This is a genomic window from Marmoricola sp. URHB0036 (assembly GCF_000426045.1).
Taxonomy (GTDB): Bacteria; Actinomycetota; Actinomycetes; order Propionibacteriales; family Nocardioidaceae; genus Marmoricola.
In genome coordinates this window covers 124,526-140,591 of the sequence record NZ_AUEP01000012.1, presented here as the reverse complement: position 1 = coordinate 140,591, position 16,066 = coordinate 124,526, and the positions used below count along the sequence as shown (strand labels likewise).

Below are 16,066 nucleotides of genomic sequence, written 5' to 3'. Positions count from 1 at the left end.
GACCTCCTGGTACCGAGACGCGTGGTGAGTACGCACTGTAGGCCAGATCGTGGGTGAGCTGCTTCTGATGCGCGTACAGGTGAAGACCAGCCGGCAGCCCATGGCTGCCGAGGCCTGGATCAGAGCACGACCCGGCGCGACCAGAGGGTGTCGTAGGCCCGCCGACAGGCGAGCGCGACGGCGGCGTCGTGCTCGTTCAGCTCGACCTGCCGCGCCCGCCACGGTTCGAAGCCGGTGGAACGCACGACCGCGCCGTACCAGTAGGGCGCCCACACGCCGTCGGACTGCCGCGGCCCGGCCGGCCAGGACAGCATCCGGTCGGTGAAGTCGACGCCGAGCCAGTCGCACATCCAGCGCAGGTGACCCTCGGGGTCGCGCAGGAAGTCACCGGCGTCGATGATCGGGGGGTCCTCGGGCAGTGCGTCGAGCAGGCGGACCTGCTGGAGCAGCCCGATGTCCTCGGGCTCGCACGCCTCCCGGGAGCGGACGTACGACGCCACCACCTCCTCGGGGTCGCGGATGAGCAGGATGTTGCGGAAGTCGGTGACCCAGTCCAGCGGCCAGTCGCGCAGGATGTGGTGGGTCATGTGCTTGGCGTACTGGACCGGCGCGGACCCCTCGTCGCGAAGCCGTCGGACCACCTCGTCGGGGTCGGTCGGCTGCGAGGCGATCACCTCCTCGCGGGCCGGGTGGTCGAGCCCGGTCGAAGCGAGGTACGCCGCGTAGAACGGCTCGTCGACCACGTCGGTGTCGGGTCGGTTCTCCCAGGACCGCATCATCGCCGTCGAGATGTTCCGCGGCCCGGACCACATCGCCACTCGGACGGTCGGTCGAAGCGTCATCGCGCGCCCACGTCCTCGGCCACGTGGCGCTGGTAGAGCTCCTGCAGCCGATGGGTCAGCGTGCCGCGCGCGCCGGAGCCGATCGTGCGGCCGTCGACGGTGCGCACCGGCACCACCCCGGCGAAGGTCCCGGTCACGAACGCCTCGGCCGCGCTGTAGACGTCGGTCAGGCTGAAGGTCGTCTCGCGCGCCGGGATGCCGGCGCGGCGGCACACCTCGAGCACGTTGGCGCGGGTGATCCCGGCCAGGCAGAACCTGCCATCGGAGGTCCACACCTCGCCGTCCCTGGTGACGATGAAGAAGTGGGTGCTGTTGCAGGTGGCCACGAACCCCTGCGGGTCGAGCATCAGTGCCTCGTCGGCGCCGGCCGTGTAGGCCTGGATGCAGGCCTGGATGTCGTTCAGCTTGCTGTGCGCGTTCAGCTTCGGGTCGAGGGTGTCGGGCGTGGCCCGGCGTACGTGCGTGGTGAACAGGGTGATCCCGTCGGTCACCGTGGCCGGCATCGGCTCCTTGTGCTCGGCGATGATCACGACCGTCGCAGGGCCGATCGTCACGCGAGGGTCCTGGTACGGCGTCGACTTGATGCCCCGGGTCACCATCAGCCGGACGTGCACCCCGTCGACCATCTCGTTGGCCCGCAGCGTCGCGTAGATCGCCTCGGTCAGCTGCTCCCGGCTCATCCCGAGGTCGAGCATGATCGCCCGCGCACCCTCCTCGAGCCGGTCGAGGTGCATCTCCAGGAAGGCCGGGTGACCACCGGAGACCCGCAGTCCCTCCCAGACCCCGTCACCGAGGACGAAGCCGGAGTCGAACACCGAGACCATCGCCCGGTCGCGGGGGAGCAGCTCCCCGTTGACCCAGATCAGGATCGACGCGTTGCGGGGGTCGTCGGCGTGGTCGTGGGTCCCGGTGGCCATGCCGCAAGCCTAGGGCCGTGGAATCCCCGGACGTCCGGGGATCCTCCGGGCTGGCAGGCAAAGTATTGGCTGCCAGCCCCCAGTTTCCCCGGACGTCCGGGGAAACCCATGGCACCAGAACTCGCTCGAATCCCGGGGGCCGAGGGGTGAGCCGAGGTGCACGCGCCGGGGTCGTGGCTGTTAGGGTCCATCTCGATCGACATCCTTTAACGAGCCGTCCTGTGAGGCGGAGAAGGAGGTCCGGATCTGATGGTGCCTGCGCACCCAGCCTCCGACGCACCTGCTCCCGAGCGAGCACCCCTTCCCGAGGGCCGCCCAGAAGGCCGCACCGTCCTCGACGCCCGTGACATCTCCCGGGCACTCACTCGCATCTCCCACGAGATCCTCGAGCGCAACAAGGGACCCGAGGGGCTCGTCCTCCTCGGCATCCCCACCCGCGGCGTGCACCTCGCCCGGCGGGTCGCCGAGCGGATCGCCAAGGTCGAGGGCGTCGAGGTGCCGCTCGGGACCCTGGACATCACGATGTACCGCGACGACCTGCGCCAGCACCCGACCCGGGGCCCCCAGCACACGGTGATGCCGCCCGGCGGCGTCGACGGCAAGGTCGTGGTCCTGGTCGACGACGTGCTGTTCTCCGGCCGCACGGTCCGGGCCGCACTGGACGCGATGAACGACCTCGGCCGACCCGACACGGTCCGGCTCGCCGTGCTCGTGGACCGCGGGCACCGCGAGCTCCCCATCCGGGCCGACCACGTCGGCAAGAACCTCCCGAGCTCCCGCGGGGAACGGGTCATGGTGCGTCTCGAGGAGCACGACGGGTACGACGAGGTCCGGATCGCCACCGCGGTCACCACGGAGACAGGAGTTTCCGCATGAAGAAGCACCTGCTCTCCATCGACGACCTCGGGGTCGACGACGTCACGACCCTGTTCGACACGGCGGCTGAGATGCACGACGTACAGAACCGCTCGGTCAAGAAGCTTCCCGCGCTGCGCGGCCGCACCGTGGTGAACCTGTTCTTCGAGGACTCCACCCGCACCCGCTCCTCCTTCGAGATCGCCGGGAAGTGGCTCTCGGCCGACGTCATCAACGTCTCCGCCAAGGGCTCCAGCGTCAGCAAGGGCGAGAGCCTCCGCGACACCGTGCTCACCGTCGCGGCGATGGGCGTGGACGGCCTCGTCATCCGCCACATGGCCAGCGGGGCCGCCGCCCAGGTGAGCCAGTGGACCGACGCGGTCGTCATCAACGCCGGCGACGGCACCCACGAGCACCCGACGCAGGCCCTGCTCGACGCCTACACCCTCCAGCGCCGCATGGGGTCACTCGAGGACAAGCACGTCGCGATCGTCGGGGACCTGACGCACAGCCGCGTGTTCCGCAGCAACGTGCTCCTGCTGTCCAAGCTCGGCGCCCACGTCACGGTGGTCGCGCCGCCGACACTGATGCCCGCGGGAGTCACTGCCTGGGCCAAGGACGCTGGCTTCTCGACGACGTACGACCTCGACGAGGTGCTGCCCGAGGCCGACGCCGTGATGATGCTGCGCGTGCAGCGCGAGCGGATGACGGGCGGCTACTTCCCCAGCGCGCGGGAGTACACCGTGGGCTACGGCCTGACCCGCGAGCGCCTCGCCGTGCTCAAGCCCGACGCCCCGATCTGCCACCCCGGCCCGATGAACCGCGGCCTCGAGATCGCCGCCGACGCGGCCGACGCCGCGCAGTCCGCCGTGCTCGACCAGGTCTCCGCCGGGGTCGCGATCCGGATGTCGGTCCTCTACCACCTGCTCGCCGGGGAAGGGAGCGCCCAGTGAGTGACACCGTGACCCAGCTCGTCATCAAGGGAGTCGCGCCGCTCGGCGAGAAGCCGCAGGACCTGTACGTCGCCGACGGCCTGATCGTCGACGAGAAGCCGGCCAAGGCCGAGGTGATCGACGCCGACGGACTGGTCGCGCTCCCCGGGCTGGTCGACCTGCACACCCACCTGCGCGAGCCAGGCCGCGAGGACGCCGAGACGATCCTGACCGGGTCGCGCGCCGCCGCGCTGGGTGGCTTCACCGCTGTCCTCGCGATGGCCAACACCTCGCCGGTCACCGACACGGCCGAGGCGGCCGAGCGGGTCTTCGACCTCGGCCGGGCGGCGGGCCTGGTCGACGTGCAACCAGTCGGCGCGGTGACCCGCGGCCTGGCCGGCGAGGAGCTGGCCGAGCTCGGGCTGATGGCCCGGTCGCACGCGAAGGTGCGGGTCTTCTCCGACGACGGCAGGTGCGTGCACGACCCACGGGTGATGCGGCGGGCGCTGGAGTACGTCCGGGCCTTCGGCGGTGTGATCTCCCAGCACTCCCAGGACCCCGACCTGGCCGGGCCCACGGCCTGCTGCCACGAGGGGGAGCTGTCCGGGCGTCTCGGGCTCCCGGGCTGGCCCGGCATCGCCGAGGAGACCATCGTGGCCCGTGACGTGATGCTGGCGCGGCACACCAACAGCCGGGTGCACGTCGCGCACGTCTCGACCGCCGGCTCGGTCGAGGTGATCCGGTGGGCCAAGGCGCAGGGGATCGACGTGACGGCCGAGGTGACGCCGCACCACCTGCTGCTCACCACCGACCTGCTCGGCGGCTACGACCCCGTCTACAAGGTCAACCCGCCGCTGCGCCCCGACGAGGACGTCGCCGCCCTGCGTGACGCGCTCGCCGACGGCGCCATCGACGCGGTGGCCACTGACCACGCCCCGCACGCCCGCCACGACAAGGAGCACGCCTTCGTCGACGCTGCCTTCGGGATGCTCGGGCTGGAGACGGCGCTCTCGGTGGTCAGCGAGGTGATGGTGACCTCCGGCGCGATGACGTGGACCGACGTCGCCCGGGTGATGTCGCAGGCGCCCGCGCGCATCGCCGGGCTCGAGGGCCACGGCGGTTCCCTGGCCGTCGGCCAGCCGGCCAACCTCACCCTCGTCGACCCGTCGGCCGTCGTCGTGGTCGACCGGGCCGAGTCGGCCTCACTGTCCCGCAACAACCCCTGGCACGAACGCAAGCTGACCGGCGCCGTGGTGGCCACCGTGCTGCGTGGCACCCCGACCGTCCTGAACGGAGCTCTGGTATGACCGACGCGATCCTGGTCCTCGAGGACGGGCGGGTGTTCCGGGGGGAGTCCTACGGCGCCCTCGGCGAGACCTTCGGCGAGGCGGTGTTCTCGACCGGCATGACCGGTTACCAGGAGACGCTGACCGACCCGTCGTACCACCGGCAGGTCGTGGTGATGACCAGCCCGCACGTCGGCAACACCGGCATCAACGACGAGGACCCCGAGTCGCGGCGCATCTGGGTGAGCGGGTACGTCGTCCGCGACCCCTCCCGGGTGCCGTCCAACTGGCGATCGGCCCGGTCGCTGGACGACGAGCTGCGCGACCAGGGCGTCGTCGGCATCAGCGGGATCGACACCCGCGCGCTCACCCGTCACCTGCGCGAGCGCGGAGCCATGCGCGTCGGGATCTCCTCCGACGCCACCGACGCCGACACCCTGCTGGCCAGGGTCAAGGAGTCGGCGGAGATGACCGGCGCCGAGCTCGCCGGCGAGGTCTCCACCGCCGAGGCCTACGTCGTGCCGGCCCAGGGAATGCCACCCGGGGAGAAGCGGTTCACGGTCGCGGCCATCGACCTCGGCATCAAGGCCAACACCCCGCGGATGATGAGCGAGCGAGGCATCGAGGTGCACGTGCTGCCGTCCACCGCGTCCCTCGACGACGTGCTCGCGACCGGCGCCGACGGGCTGTTCTTCTCCAACGGTCCCGGTGACCCGGCCGCCACCACCTCCCAGATCGCGCTGCTGCAGGCGGCGCTGCAGCAGGGGCTGCCCTACTTCGGGATCTGCTTCGGCAACCAGCTGTTCGGCCGGGCCCTCGGCTTCGGCACCTACAAGCTCAAGTACGGCCACCGCGGCATCAACCAGCCGGTGATGGACCGTACGACGGGCAAGGTCGAGGTCACCGCCCACAACCACGGCTTCGCGGTCGATGCTCCTGTCGACGCACCGACCGAGACGCCGTACGGCGTGGTCACGGTCAGCCATGTCTGCCTCAACGACGATGTCGTGGAGGGGCTCGAGCTGCGCTCGCCGGCCGGGGACCTGCTGAGCTTCTCGGTGCAGTACCACCCGGAGGCGGCGGCCGGCCCGCACGACGCGGCGTACCTGTTCGACCGCTTCTGTGACCTCATGACGGGGGACTCGCCCGCGGCCCCTTCGGGGCCTACGCCTGCGGCGTCGTCCGGACACCCCGGGGATCGCAACCACCCCTCCGCTCGTTCCTCGCTCCGGGGGGCCAGTCCCATCCACGCTCACCCCGGCGGCCCGGACGACGCCTCCGCCTCCGGCCGCGCGCAGGGTGCGGGCGCCGACACCGACGACTCCGCGGAAGGTTCCAACTGATGCCGAAGCGCACTGACATCGAGAGCGTCCTGGTCATCGGCTCGGGGCCGATCATCATCGGGCAGGCGTGCGAGTTCGACTACTCCGGCACCCAGGCGTGCCGGGTGCTCAAGGCCGAGGGGCTGCGGGTGATCCTGGTCAACTCCAACCCGGCGACGATCATGACCGACCCGGAGTTCGCCGACGCGACGTACGTCGAGCCGATCACGGCCGAGTTCGTGGAGAAGGTGATCGAGAAGGAGCGGCCCGACGCGTTGCTCGCGACGTTGGGTGGCCAGACCGCGCTGAACACGGCGATGGCTTTGGACGCGGCCGGTGTGCTCGAGAAGTACGGCGTGGAGCTGATCGGGGCCAGCATCGAGGCGATCAACCGCGGCGAGAACCGCGAGTCGTTCAAGAAGATCGTCGAGGAGCTCGGCGGCGAGGTGGCCCGGTCGGCGATCTGCCACACCCTCGAGGACTGCTTCGAGGCGTCGAAGGACCTCGGCTGGCCTATGGTCGTGCGCCCCAGCTTCACGATGGGCGGCACCGGCTCGGGGATGGCGTACGACGAGGAGGACCTGCGTCGCATCGCCGGGGCCGGACTCGCCGCCAGCCCGACCACCGAGGTGCTCCTCGAGGAGTCGATCATCGGCTGGAAGGAGTACGAGCTCGAGGTCATGCGCGACACCCGCGACAACGTGGTGATCGTGTGCTCGATCGAGAACCTCGACCCGATGGGCGTGCACACCGGCGACTCGATCACGGTGGCGCCCGCGATGACGCTGACCGACCGCGAGTACCAGCACCTGCGCGACCTCTCCATCGGCATCATCCGCTCGGTCGGGGTCGACACCGGTGGCTGCAACATCCAGTTCGCGGTGAACCCCGACGACGGCCGGGTGATCGTGATCGAGATGAACCCACGGGTCTCCCGGTCCAGCGCGCTGGCCTCCAAGGCGACCGGCTTCCCGATCGCGAAGATCGCGGCCAAGGTGGCGATCGGCTACACCCTCGACGAGATCCCCAACGACATCACCAAGGAGACGCCGGCCAGCTTCGAGCCGACGCTCGACTACGTCGTGGTGAAGGTGCCGCGGTTCGCCTTCGAGAAGTTCCCGGCCGCCGACCCGACGCTGACCACGCACATGAAGTCGGTCGGCGAGGCGATGGCGATCGGCCGCAACTTCACCGAGGCCCTGCAGAAGGCACTGCGTTCCCTCGAGGACAAGAAGGCCGTCTTCGACTGGAGCCACCAGGTGGTCGAGCTCGACAAGGACGCGTTGCTCGAGACGATCCGCACGCCGCACGACGGCCGGCTGCGCGAGGTGATGGACGCGCTGCGCGCCGAGGCGACGGCCGAGGAGATCCACGAGGCCACCGGCATCGACCCGTGGTTCGTCGACCAGCTCCAGCTCATCAACGAGGTTGCGCAGGAAGTCATCAACGCGGACGAGCTCACCCCGTCCCTGTTGCGTCGGGCCAAGCGGCACGGCTTCTCCGACGCGCAGCTCGGCAAGATCCGCGACATGAAGGAGGACGTCGTCCGCGGCGTCCGGCACGCGCTCGGCGTACGCCCGATCTACAAGACGGTCGACACCTGCGCGGCCGAGTTCGCGGCGAGGACGCCGTACCACTACTCCTCCTACGACGAGGAGACCGAGGTCGCCCCGCGGGAGCGGGAAGCCGTCATCATCCTGGGCTCCGGTCCCAACCGGATCGGCCAGGGCATCGAGTTCGACTACTCCTGCGTGCACGCCAGCCTCGCCCTGCACGAGGCCGGCTACGAGACCGTGATGGTCAACTGCAACCCCGAGACGGTCTCGACCGACTACGACACCTCCGACCGGCTGTACTTCGAGCCGCTGACGCTCGAGGACGTCCTGGAGATCGTGCACGCCGAGAGCAAGGCCGGACCGATTGCCGGTGTCATCTGCCAGCTCGGCGGCCAGACGCCGCTCGGGCTCGCGCAGGGTCTCGAGGACGCCGGCGTGCGGATCGTCGGGACCCCACCCGGCGCCATCCACCTCGCCGAGGAGCGCGGCGCGTTCGGCCGGGTGCTCGCCGAGGCCGGTCTGGTGGCGCCCAAGCACGGCATGGCGACCTCGTTCTCGGAGGCCCAGGAGATCGCGGCCCGGATCGGCTACCCGGTGCTGGTGCGTCCGTCGTACGTCCTCGGCGGCCGCGGCATGGAGATCGTGTACGGCGACGACTCGCTGCGTGGCTACATCGCCCGCGCGACCGAGATCAGTCCCGAGCACCCCGTGCTGGTCGACCGGTTCATCGACGACGCGGTGGAGATCGACGTCGACGCGCTGTACGACGGCACCGAGCTCTACCTCGGCGGCGTGATGGAGCACATCGAGGAGGCCGGGATCCACTCCGGTGACTCGTCGTGCGCGCTGCCGCCGATCACGCTGGGCAAGGAGGAGATCGACCGGATCCGCGAGGCCACCGAGGCGATCGCCAGGGGTGTGGGTGTGCTGGGGCTGCTGAACATCCAGTTCGCGCTCGGCTCCGACGTGCTCTACGTCCTCGAGGCCAACCCGCGCGCCAGCCGCACGGTGCCGTTCGTGTCCAAGGCGACCGCGACACCGTTGGCCAAGGCCGCCGCCCGGGTGATGCTCGGCGAGAGCATCGCCAACCTCCGTGCCGAAGGCGTCCTGGCGCCCACGGGCGACGGGGGAGACCTGCCCGGCAACGCGCCGATCGCGGTCAAGGAGGCCGTGATGCCGTTCAACCGGTTCAAGACCATCGACGGCAAGACGGTCGATGCGATCCTCGGCCCGGAGATGCGCTCGACGGGCGAGGTGATGGGCTTCGACGCCGACTTCGGCAAGGCCTTCGCCAAGGCCCAGACCGCTGCCTACGGCTCGCTGCCGCTGTCGGGGCGGGTGTTCGTGTCGATGGCCAACCGCGACAAGCGCACGATGGTGTTCCCTGTGAAGCGGCTGGCCGACCTCGGCTACGAGATCCTCGCGACCAAGGGCACCGCCGAGGTGCTGCGGCGCAACGGGGTCTCCGCGACCGTCGTACGCAAGCACAGCGAGGGTGACGGGCCCGACGGGCGGCGCACCATCGTCGGGATGATCCTGGACGGCCAGATCGACCTGGTGGTGAACACCCCGCACGGCACCACCAGCGGCGGCTCCCCGCGGCTGGACGGCTACGAGATCCGGACGGCGGCGATCCTGACCAACATCCCGTGCATCACCACCGTTCAGGGGCTTGGCGCTGCGGTGCAGGGGATCGAGGCGATGCGGGCAGCCGACATCGGCGTGCGCTCGCTGCAGGACTGGGCCCGGCTCGGCGCCGAGCGCGACCCCGAGGCGGAGCGCCGGCTGGACGGGGAATTCTGAGTGCAGCCCTACCAGCTGCTCTTCGAGAAGGTGCTCAGCCGTACCGACCCCGAGAAGGCGCACCACGCGGCCTTCCGGGCGATCCGGGCGGCCCGGCCGGCCACCGGCGCCCTGTCCCGCGGGCGCCGCGGTCCCACCACCCGGGTGATGGGCCTGGAGTTCCCGGGGCTGATGGGGCTGGCCGCCGGCTTCGACAAGAACGGCGTCGGCATCGACGCGCTGGCCAACCTCGGCTTCGGTTTCGTCGAGATCGGGACCGTCACCGGCGAGCCGCAGCCCGGCAACCCGCGGCCGCGACTGGCCCGGTTGCCGGCCGACCGCGCCGTGGTCAACCGGATGGGCTTCAACAACGACGGCGCCGAGGTGGTCGCGCGGCGCCTGGCGTCACGACGGCTCGACCGCACCGGCCGTCGGCCCGGCGTACCGCTCGGCATCAACATCGGCAAGACCAAGGTGGTGCCCGAGGAGTACGCCGTCCGCGACTACGAGAAGAGCACCAGCCTGCTCACGCCGTACGCCGACTACCTGGTCGTCAACGTCTCCTCGCCGAACACTCCCGGACTGCGCGACCTCCAGGCGGTCGAGAAGCTCGAACCGCTCCTGCGCGCCGTCCGGAGCCGGGCCGACGACCTCTCCGACCGGCACGTGCCGCTGCTGGTCAAGATCGCCCCCGACCTCGGCGACGAGGACGTGCTGGCCGTCGCCGACCTCGCGACCTCGCTCCGGCTGGACGGCGTCGTGGCCACCAACACCACCATCTCCAGGGGCGGCCTCGCCAGCACGCCCGAACAGGTCGAGGCGGCCGGTGCCGGTGGGCTCTCCGGGCCGCCGCTGCGTTCCCGGGCCACCGAGGTGATGCGCCTCCTGCGCGAGCGGGTCGGTCAGGACCTGGTGCTCATCGGGGTCGGCGGGATCAGCACGCCCGAGGACGCCGCCGAGCGCCTGGCCGCCGGGGCCGACCTGCTGCAGGCCTACACCGCCTTCATCTACCAAGGCCCCCGATGGCCGGCCCGGATGAACGCCGCCCTTGCCTCCAGCGCCTCACGTCAGGAGACCCGATGACCGACGCCTGCCAGCCCTTCGGCGCCCGCCTGCGGGCAGCCATGGACGGTCGCGGACCGCTCTGCGCCGGGATCGACCCGCACGCCGCCCTGCTCGACGCGTGGGGCCTCACCGACTCGGTCAACGGGCTGGAGAAGTTCGCGCTCTCGGCGACCGAGGTGCTGGCGCCCCTGGTCGCCGCCGTCAAGCCGCAGTCGGCGTTCTTCGAGCGCTTCGGCTCGCGCGGCATCGCCGTTCTCGAGCAGGTCATCGCCACTGCTCGTGAGGCCGGCGCCCTTGTCGTGCTCGACGTGAAGCGAGGTGACATCGGCTCGACCGCCCAGGCCTACGCCGACGCCTACCTGGACCCACGCTCGCCCATCGCGGCCGACGCGATCACCGCCGCGCCGTACCTCGGCTTCGGCAGCCTCGACCCGATGATCGCCACCGCACGGGAGCACGGGGCCGGGGTCTTCGTGCTGGCCCTGACCTCCAACCCGGAGGCGCCGGCGTTCCAGCACGCCCGCACCACCGCGGGCCCGAGCGTCGCCGGCACCGTCCTGGCCGAGCTCGCGCGTCTGAACAGGGACGTGGCCCCGATGGGATCCTTCGGGGCCGTCGTGGGCGCGACCATCGAGGACACCGACGAGGACCTCTCCATCAACGGCCCGCTGCTCGTGCCCGGCATCGGGGCCCAGGGCGGCACCGCCGACGACGTACGCCGCATCTTCGGCGGCGTCCTCGACCAGGTGCTGCCGTCCAGCTCGCGGGAGATCCTGTCCGCGGGTCCGGACGCCGGCGCGCTGCACGACGCGGTGGGTCGGTCGGCCGACGCCTTCGCCGCGCTGAGATCCGCCCGATGAGCACGCGGCTCCGTCCCCTCCTCGTGGGGCTGGCCGTGGCCGTCCTGCTGCCGCTGGCCGGCTGCGGCGGCAACGAGTACGACGCCTACTGCGGCGACCTCAAACGGCACCAGAAGGAGATGTCGGAGATGATCGACTCCGCCTCCTCCTCGGCGCTGCTCAGCAACCTCTCGATGATGCACGACCTCGCCGACAAGGCGCCGAAGGACCTCGCCGACGAGTGGCAGACGTTCGTCGGCGCCCTCGACCACCTCGAGAGGGCCCTCAAGGACGCGGGCGTGAAGCCCTCCGAGTTCCAGGACGGCAAGCCGCCCGCCGGACTGAGCGCCGCTGACCGCCAGGCCATCGTCGACGCCGCCGATGCGATCACCACCGACGAGGTCGCCCAGGCAGCCAACGGGATCGAGCAGGAGGGCCGCGACGTCTGCAAGGTCAACCTGGGGCTCTGAGCCGGTTTCACAACGCGTGTTGTGAAACGGGCGCGATGCGAATGAAGCTTCGGTCGCAAACCGCCAGTTCTGGTCGCGCAACGCCCCTGACGCGGGCCGATCCGACGGCGATTCGTGAGCGCCGACAGTGATGTTGGTCTCCGCATGCCCAGGTGGGCACGCCTCGCGTTGCAGCAGGCCGAGCCGCGTGACTAGATTGCCGGGTGTCCGGCGGACCGTGCGTGAGCCGGACGAGTGCACGCTTTCCCCAACCCGCTCAAGCATCGAGCAGGAAGTCGAGGAGTCCTCCGTGGCCCTGCCGCCCCTCACTCCCGAACAGCGCCAGGCCGCGCTCGACAAGGCGGCCGCATCCCGTCGGGAACGAGCGGAGGTGAAGAACCGCCTGAAGCACTCGGGCGCCTCCCTCGCCGACGTGGTCGCCGACGGTCAGGTCAACGAGGTGATCGGCAAGATGCGGGTCAGTGAGCTGCTCCAGTCGATGCCGGGTATCGGCAAGGTGCGGGCGCGCCAGGTGATGGAGAAGCTCAAGATCTCCGAGACCCGCCGGGTGCGCGGACTGGGTGCCAAGCAGGTCGCGGCCCTGGTCAACGAGTTCGCCGAGTGAGTGGTGGCCCAGAAGCCGGCCCAGAAGCCCGCCCAGAAATCCGCCCAGAAATCCGCGCCGACGCCTTCGCGGCTCACCGTCCTCGCCGGTCCGACAGCCGTCGGGAAGGGCACCGTCACCGCCTGGGTGCGTGAGCAGCACCCCGAGATCTGGATCTCCGTCTCCGCCACGACCCGGCGGCGCCGTCCCGGCGAGCAGGACGGGGTGCACTACCACTTCGTCTCCGATGACGAGTTCGACCGGCTGGTGGCCGATGACGAGCTGCTGGAGTGGGCCGTCGTACACAAGGGAGCGCGCTACGGCACCCCACGCCGGCCCGTCCTGGACGCCCTCGCGGAGGGCCGCGCGGCGCTGTTGGAGATCGACCTGCAGGGCGCGCGACAGGTGCGTGAACGGATGCCGGAGGCCCTGTTCGTGTTCCTGGCGCCGCCGTCGTGGGAGGAGCTGGTGCGCCGTCTGGTCGGTCGCGGCACCGAGGACGAGGCCGAGCGGGAGCGCCGCCTGGAGACCGCGCGCGACGAGCTGGCCGCCGAGCCGGAGTTCGACGTGACGGTCGTCAACCGGCGGATTCACGATGCGGGCGAGAGATTGGTAGAGTTGATGCGGTCCGGGACCACCTGAGTCCCGTCGCGACCCCAATCCTTTGTAAGTGAGGCTCGATGAGCGTGTCCGGCAACCAGCCCGTCGCCGAGGGGATCACCAACCCCCCGATCGACGACCTGCTGACCAAGACCGACTCCAAGTACAAGCTGGTGCTCTACAGCGCCAAGCGTGCGCGCCAGATCAACGCCTACTACTCCCAGCTCGGCGAGGGCCTGCTGGAGTACGTCGGTCCACTGGTGGACACCCACGTGCAGGAGAAGCCGCTCTCCATCGCCCTGCGTGAGATCAACGACGACCTGCTGACCTGCGAGGACATCGACCCCGAGGAGGCCGCCGCCGAGGCGCTGGCCGCCGCGGCCGCCGAGCAGCCCCCGACTCCCGCGGCCGAACCGACCGTCGAGTAGTCAGCAGACCTTCGATGGTCAACGGTGAGTCCCGTCCTCACGTCGTTCTCGGCGTGAGTGGCGGGATTGCTGCGTACAAGGCCTGTGAGCTGCTCCGCCGGTTCACCGAGTCGGGGCACGACGTCACCGTCGTACCCACCGCCGCCGCGCTCGAGTTCGTCGGCGCTCCGACGTGGGCCGCCCTCTCCGGCAAGCCGGTCAGCACCGACGTCTGGGCCGACGTCCACGAGGTGCCGCACGTCCGCATCGGCCAGCAGGCCGAGCTGCTCGTGGTCGCCCCGGCCACCGCCGACCTGCTCGCCAAGGCCGCGCACGGCCTCGCCGACGACCTGCTGACCAACACCCTGCTCACCGCCCGCTGCCCGATCCTGTTCGCGCCGGCGATGCACACCGAGATGTGGGAGCACCCCGCCACCCAGGCCAACGTGGCCACGCTGCGCTCGCGCGGTGCGATCGTGCTGGAGCCGGCCGAGGGCCGGCTGACCGGAGCCGACACCGGCAAGGGCCGGCTGCCCGACCCCGCCGAGATCTTCGCCCTGGCCGCGGACCTCCTCGCTCGCCGCGACGACACCGGCGGCGCGGCCACCCAGGACCTCTCCGGCCTCCGCGTGGTGGTCTCCGCCGGTGGCACCCGGGAGTACCTCGACCCGGTGCGCTTCATCGGCAACCGGTCCTCGGGACTGCAGGGCTACGCCCTGGCCCGGACCGCCGCTGCCCGCGGCGCCGAGGTCACCCTCGTCGCTGCCAACGTCAGCTTGCCCGACCCGGCCGGGGTCAAGGTGGTCCGGGTGGAGACGACCGCCCAGCTCCAGGAGCGCGTGCTCGAGGCGTGCACCGCCGCCGATGCCGTGGTGATGGCCGCCGCTCCGGCCGACTTCCGGCCCACCAGCACCGCCGAGTCCAAGATCAAGAAGTCCGAGGACGGCAGCAGTCCCGACATCCAGCTCACCCAGAACCCCGACATCCTCGCCGGCCTCGCCCACGAGCGCCCCAACGACCACATCGTCGTCGTCGGGTTCGCGGCCGAGACCGGTGACGAGCACGGCTCGGTGATGGACCACGCGCGGGCCAAGCTGGCACGCAAGGGCTGCGACCTGCTGGTCGTCAACGACGTCGGCGGGGGAGCGGTCTTCGGCTCGGAGGACAACGAGGCCGTCGTACTCGCCGCCGACGGCAGTGCCGTGAGCGTCCCACTGGGTTCCAAGGCGGCGCTCGCGCACGTCATCTGGGACCGCGTCCTGGGCGTTCGCGCCTCGGACACACCGTGAGCCCTGTCAGCCTCTTCGTGCTCCTCGGTTAGGCTGCTGGCGGCCCGCCCGACGGGGTCGCCGGCCCGAAGGCAGCACCAGCCCACCACCACTGTGCAGGAGTAGAGAAGTTGACCGGACGTCTGTTCACCTCCGAGTCCGTGACCGAGGGTCACCCCGACAAGATCGCCGACGCGATCAGTGACACGGTGCTCGACTACCTGCTCGAGCACGACACCGACAAGAACAACCTGCGGGTGGCGGTCGAGACCCTGCTGACCACCGGCCTGGTCGTCGTCGCCGGCGAGGTGCGCACCAATGCCTACGCCCCCGTCGCCGAGCTGGTCCGCAAGAAGATCCTCGAGATCGGCTACGACTCCTCGCTCAAGGGCTTCGACGGCAAGTCGTGCGGCGTCCAGGTCGCGATCGGCGGCCAGTCCGCCGACATCGCCGCCGGTGTCGACCACGGCCACGAGTCGCGCGTCAGCGCCTCCGAGGACGAGATGGACAAGCAGGGCGCCGGAGACCAGGGCCTGATGTTCGGGTACGCCTCCGACGACACCCCCGAGCTGATGCCGCTGCCGATCACCATCGCCCACCGCCTCTCCGAGCGGCTGACCGAGGTGCGCAAGGACGGCACGCTCGACTACCTGCGCCCGGACGGCAAGACCCAGGTCACCATCGAGTACGACGAGCAGGACCGTCCCGTCCGCGTCGACACGGTCGTGCTCTCCACCCAGCACGCCGAGGAGACCACGCTCGCGACGCTCGAGTCCGACATCAAGAAGCACGTGATCGACCAGGTGCTCGCCACCTTCGACATCCCCTCGGAGGACTACCGCCTGCTGGTGAACCCGACCGGCGTGTTCGTCACCGGTGGACCCATGGGCGACGCCGGCCTGACCGGCCGCAAGATCATCGTCGACACCTACGGCGGCATGGCTCGACACGGTGGCGGTGCGTTCTCCGGCAAGGACCCGTCCAAGGTCGACCGCTCCGCGGCGTACGCCATGCGCTGGGTGGCCAAGACGATCGTGGCCGCCGGCCTGGCCCGGCGCGCCGAGGTCCAGGTCGCCTACGCGATCGGCAAGGCCCAGCCCGTCGGTGTCTTCGTGCAGACCTTCGGCACCGGCAAGGTCGACGACGAGACGATCCAGAAGGCCGTGCTCGAGGTCTTCGACCTGCGCCCGGCCGCGATCATCCGTGACCTCGACCTGCTGCGCCCGATCTACGCCCAGACCTCGGCCTACGGCCACTTCGGTCGCGAGCTCCCCGACTTCACCTGGGAGAAGACCGACCGGGCCGACGCGCTGCGGGCTGCGGCGGGGGTCTGAGGGCGGTC

Annotated in this window: 14 protein-coding genes and 1 pseudogene; 13 read left to right on the top strand and 2 right to left on the bottom strand. The window is 70.7% G+C overall.

What is annotated here, in order from left to right:
• Positions 1–119 precede the first annotated feature (119 nt).
• Positions 120–842 carry a hypothetical protein gene (locus tag H976_RS26515; protein ID WP_036226630.1) on the bottom strand — a complete coding sequence of 241 codons (723 nt, stop codon included), beginning with the start codon at positions 840–842 and terminating at the stop codon, positions 120–122.
• Positions 839–1,759: an aminotransferase class IV gene (locus H976_RS0114935; protein ID WP_027862204.1), complete on the bottom strand. Its 921-nt coding sequence runs from the start codon at positions 1,757–1,759 to the stop codon at positions 839–841. Before H976_RS0114935 ends, H976_RS26515 begins: the two co-directional genes overlap by 4 nt.
• Before the next feature lie 249 nt (positions 1,760–2,008).
• On the opposite strand from H976_RS0114935, the gene pyrR reads away from it, so the two are divergent.
• The 13 genes and pseudogenes from pyrR to metK all read left to right on the top strand — a co-directional run bounded on the left by pyrR (position 2,009) and on the right by metK (position 16,058).
• Complete coding sequence (gene pyrR, locus H976_RS0114930) at positions 2,009–2,635, top strand: bifunctional pyr operon transcriptional regulator/uracil phosphoribosyltransferase PyrR (RefSeq protein WP_081682928.1); 627 nt, start codon at positions 2,009–2,011, stop codon at positions 2,633–2,635.
• The gene (locus H976_RS0114925; protein ID WP_027862202.1) at positions 2,632–3,567 is read left to right on the top strand and encodes an aspartate carbamoyltransferase catalytic subunit; all 936 of its coding nucleotides are present in this window, start codon (positions 2,632–2,634) and stop codon (positions 3,565–3,567) included. Before pyrR ends, H976_RS0114925 begins: the two co-directional genes overlap by 4 nt.
• Before the next feature lie 8 nt (positions 3,568–3,575).
• Positions 3,576–4,853 (top strand): dihydroorotase, encoded by a 1,278-nt coding sequence (locus tag H976_RS0114920; RefSeq protein WP_027862201.1) that lies wholly within the window; start codon positions 3,576–3,578, stop codon positions 4,851–4,853.
• Positions 4,850–5,974, top strand: a pseudogene (carA, locus tag H976_RS26510) (glutamine-hydrolyzing carbamoyl-phosphate synthase small subunit); the annotation flags it as partial. The gene H976_RS0114920 and the pseudogene carA, both read left to right, overlap by 4 nt.
• 200 nt (positions 5,975–6,174) lie before the next feature.
• Complete coding sequence (gene carB, locus H976_RS0114910; protein WP_027862200.1) at positions 6,175–9,513, top strand: carbamoyl-phosphate synthase large subunit; 3,339 nt, start codon at positions 6,175–6,177, stop codon at positions 9,511–9,513.
• Positions 9,514–10,575, top strand: a complete 1,062-nt coding sequence (locus tag H976_RS0114905; protein WP_027862199.1) for a quinone-dependent dihydroorotate dehydrogenase — start codon at positions 9,514–9,516, stop codon at positions 10,573–10,575.
• Positions 10,572–11,417, top strand: coding sequence for an orotidine-5'-phosphate decarboxylase (pyrF, locus tag H976_RS0114900; RefSeq protein ID WP_027862198.1), 846 nt, complete (start codon positions 10,572–10,574; stop codon positions 11,415–11,417). Before H976_RS0114905 ends, pyrF begins: the two co-directional genes overlap by 4 nt.
• A complete protein-coding gene (locus H976_RS0114895; RefSeq protein ID WP_027862197.1) occupies positions 11,414–11,866 on the top strand; it encodes a hypothetical protein in 453 nt (150 codons plus the stop codon). Before pyrF ends, H976_RS0114895 begins: the two co-directional genes overlap by 4 nt.
• A gap of 289 nt (positions 11,867–12,155) precedes the next feature.
• Positions 12,156–12,470 carry an integration host factor, actinobacterial type gene (mihF, locus tag H976_RS0114890; protein ID WP_027862196.1) on the top strand — a complete coding sequence of 105 codons (315 nt, stop codon included), beginning with the start codon at positions 12,156–12,158 and terminating at the stop codon, positions 12,468–12,470.
• A 3-nt stretch (positions 12,471–12,473) separates the two neighbouring features.
• A complete protein-coding gene (gene gmk / locus H976_RS26505) occupies positions 12,474–13,091 on the top strand; it encodes a guanylate kinase (RefSeq protein ID WP_051276878.1) in 618 nt (205 codons plus the stop codon).
• 38 nt (positions 13,092–13,129) lie between these two features.
• Complete coding sequence (gene rpoZ / locus H976_RS0114880) at positions 13,130–13,477, top strand: DNA-directed RNA polymerase subunit omega (protein WP_036226622.1); 348 nt, start codon at positions 13,130–13,132, stop codon at positions 13,475–13,477.
• Between the two features lie 14 nt (positions 13,478–13,491).
• Positions 13,492–14,745, top strand: coding sequence for a bifunctional phosphopantothenoylcysteine decarboxylase/phosphopantothenate--cysteine ligase CoaBC (coaBC, locus tag H976_RS0114875; RefSeq protein WP_027862194.1), 1,254 nt, complete (start codon positions 13,492–13,494; stop codon positions 14,743–14,745).
• 110 nt (positions 14,746–14,855) lie between these two features.
• Positions 14,856–16,058 carry a methionine adenosyltransferase gene (gene metK, locus H976_RS0114870; RefSeq protein WP_027862193.1) on the top strand — a complete coding sequence of 401 codons (1,203 nt, stop codon included), beginning with the start codon at positions 14,856–14,858 and terminating at the stop codon, positions 16,056–16,058.
• Positions 16,059–16,066 lie beyond the last annotated feature (8 nt).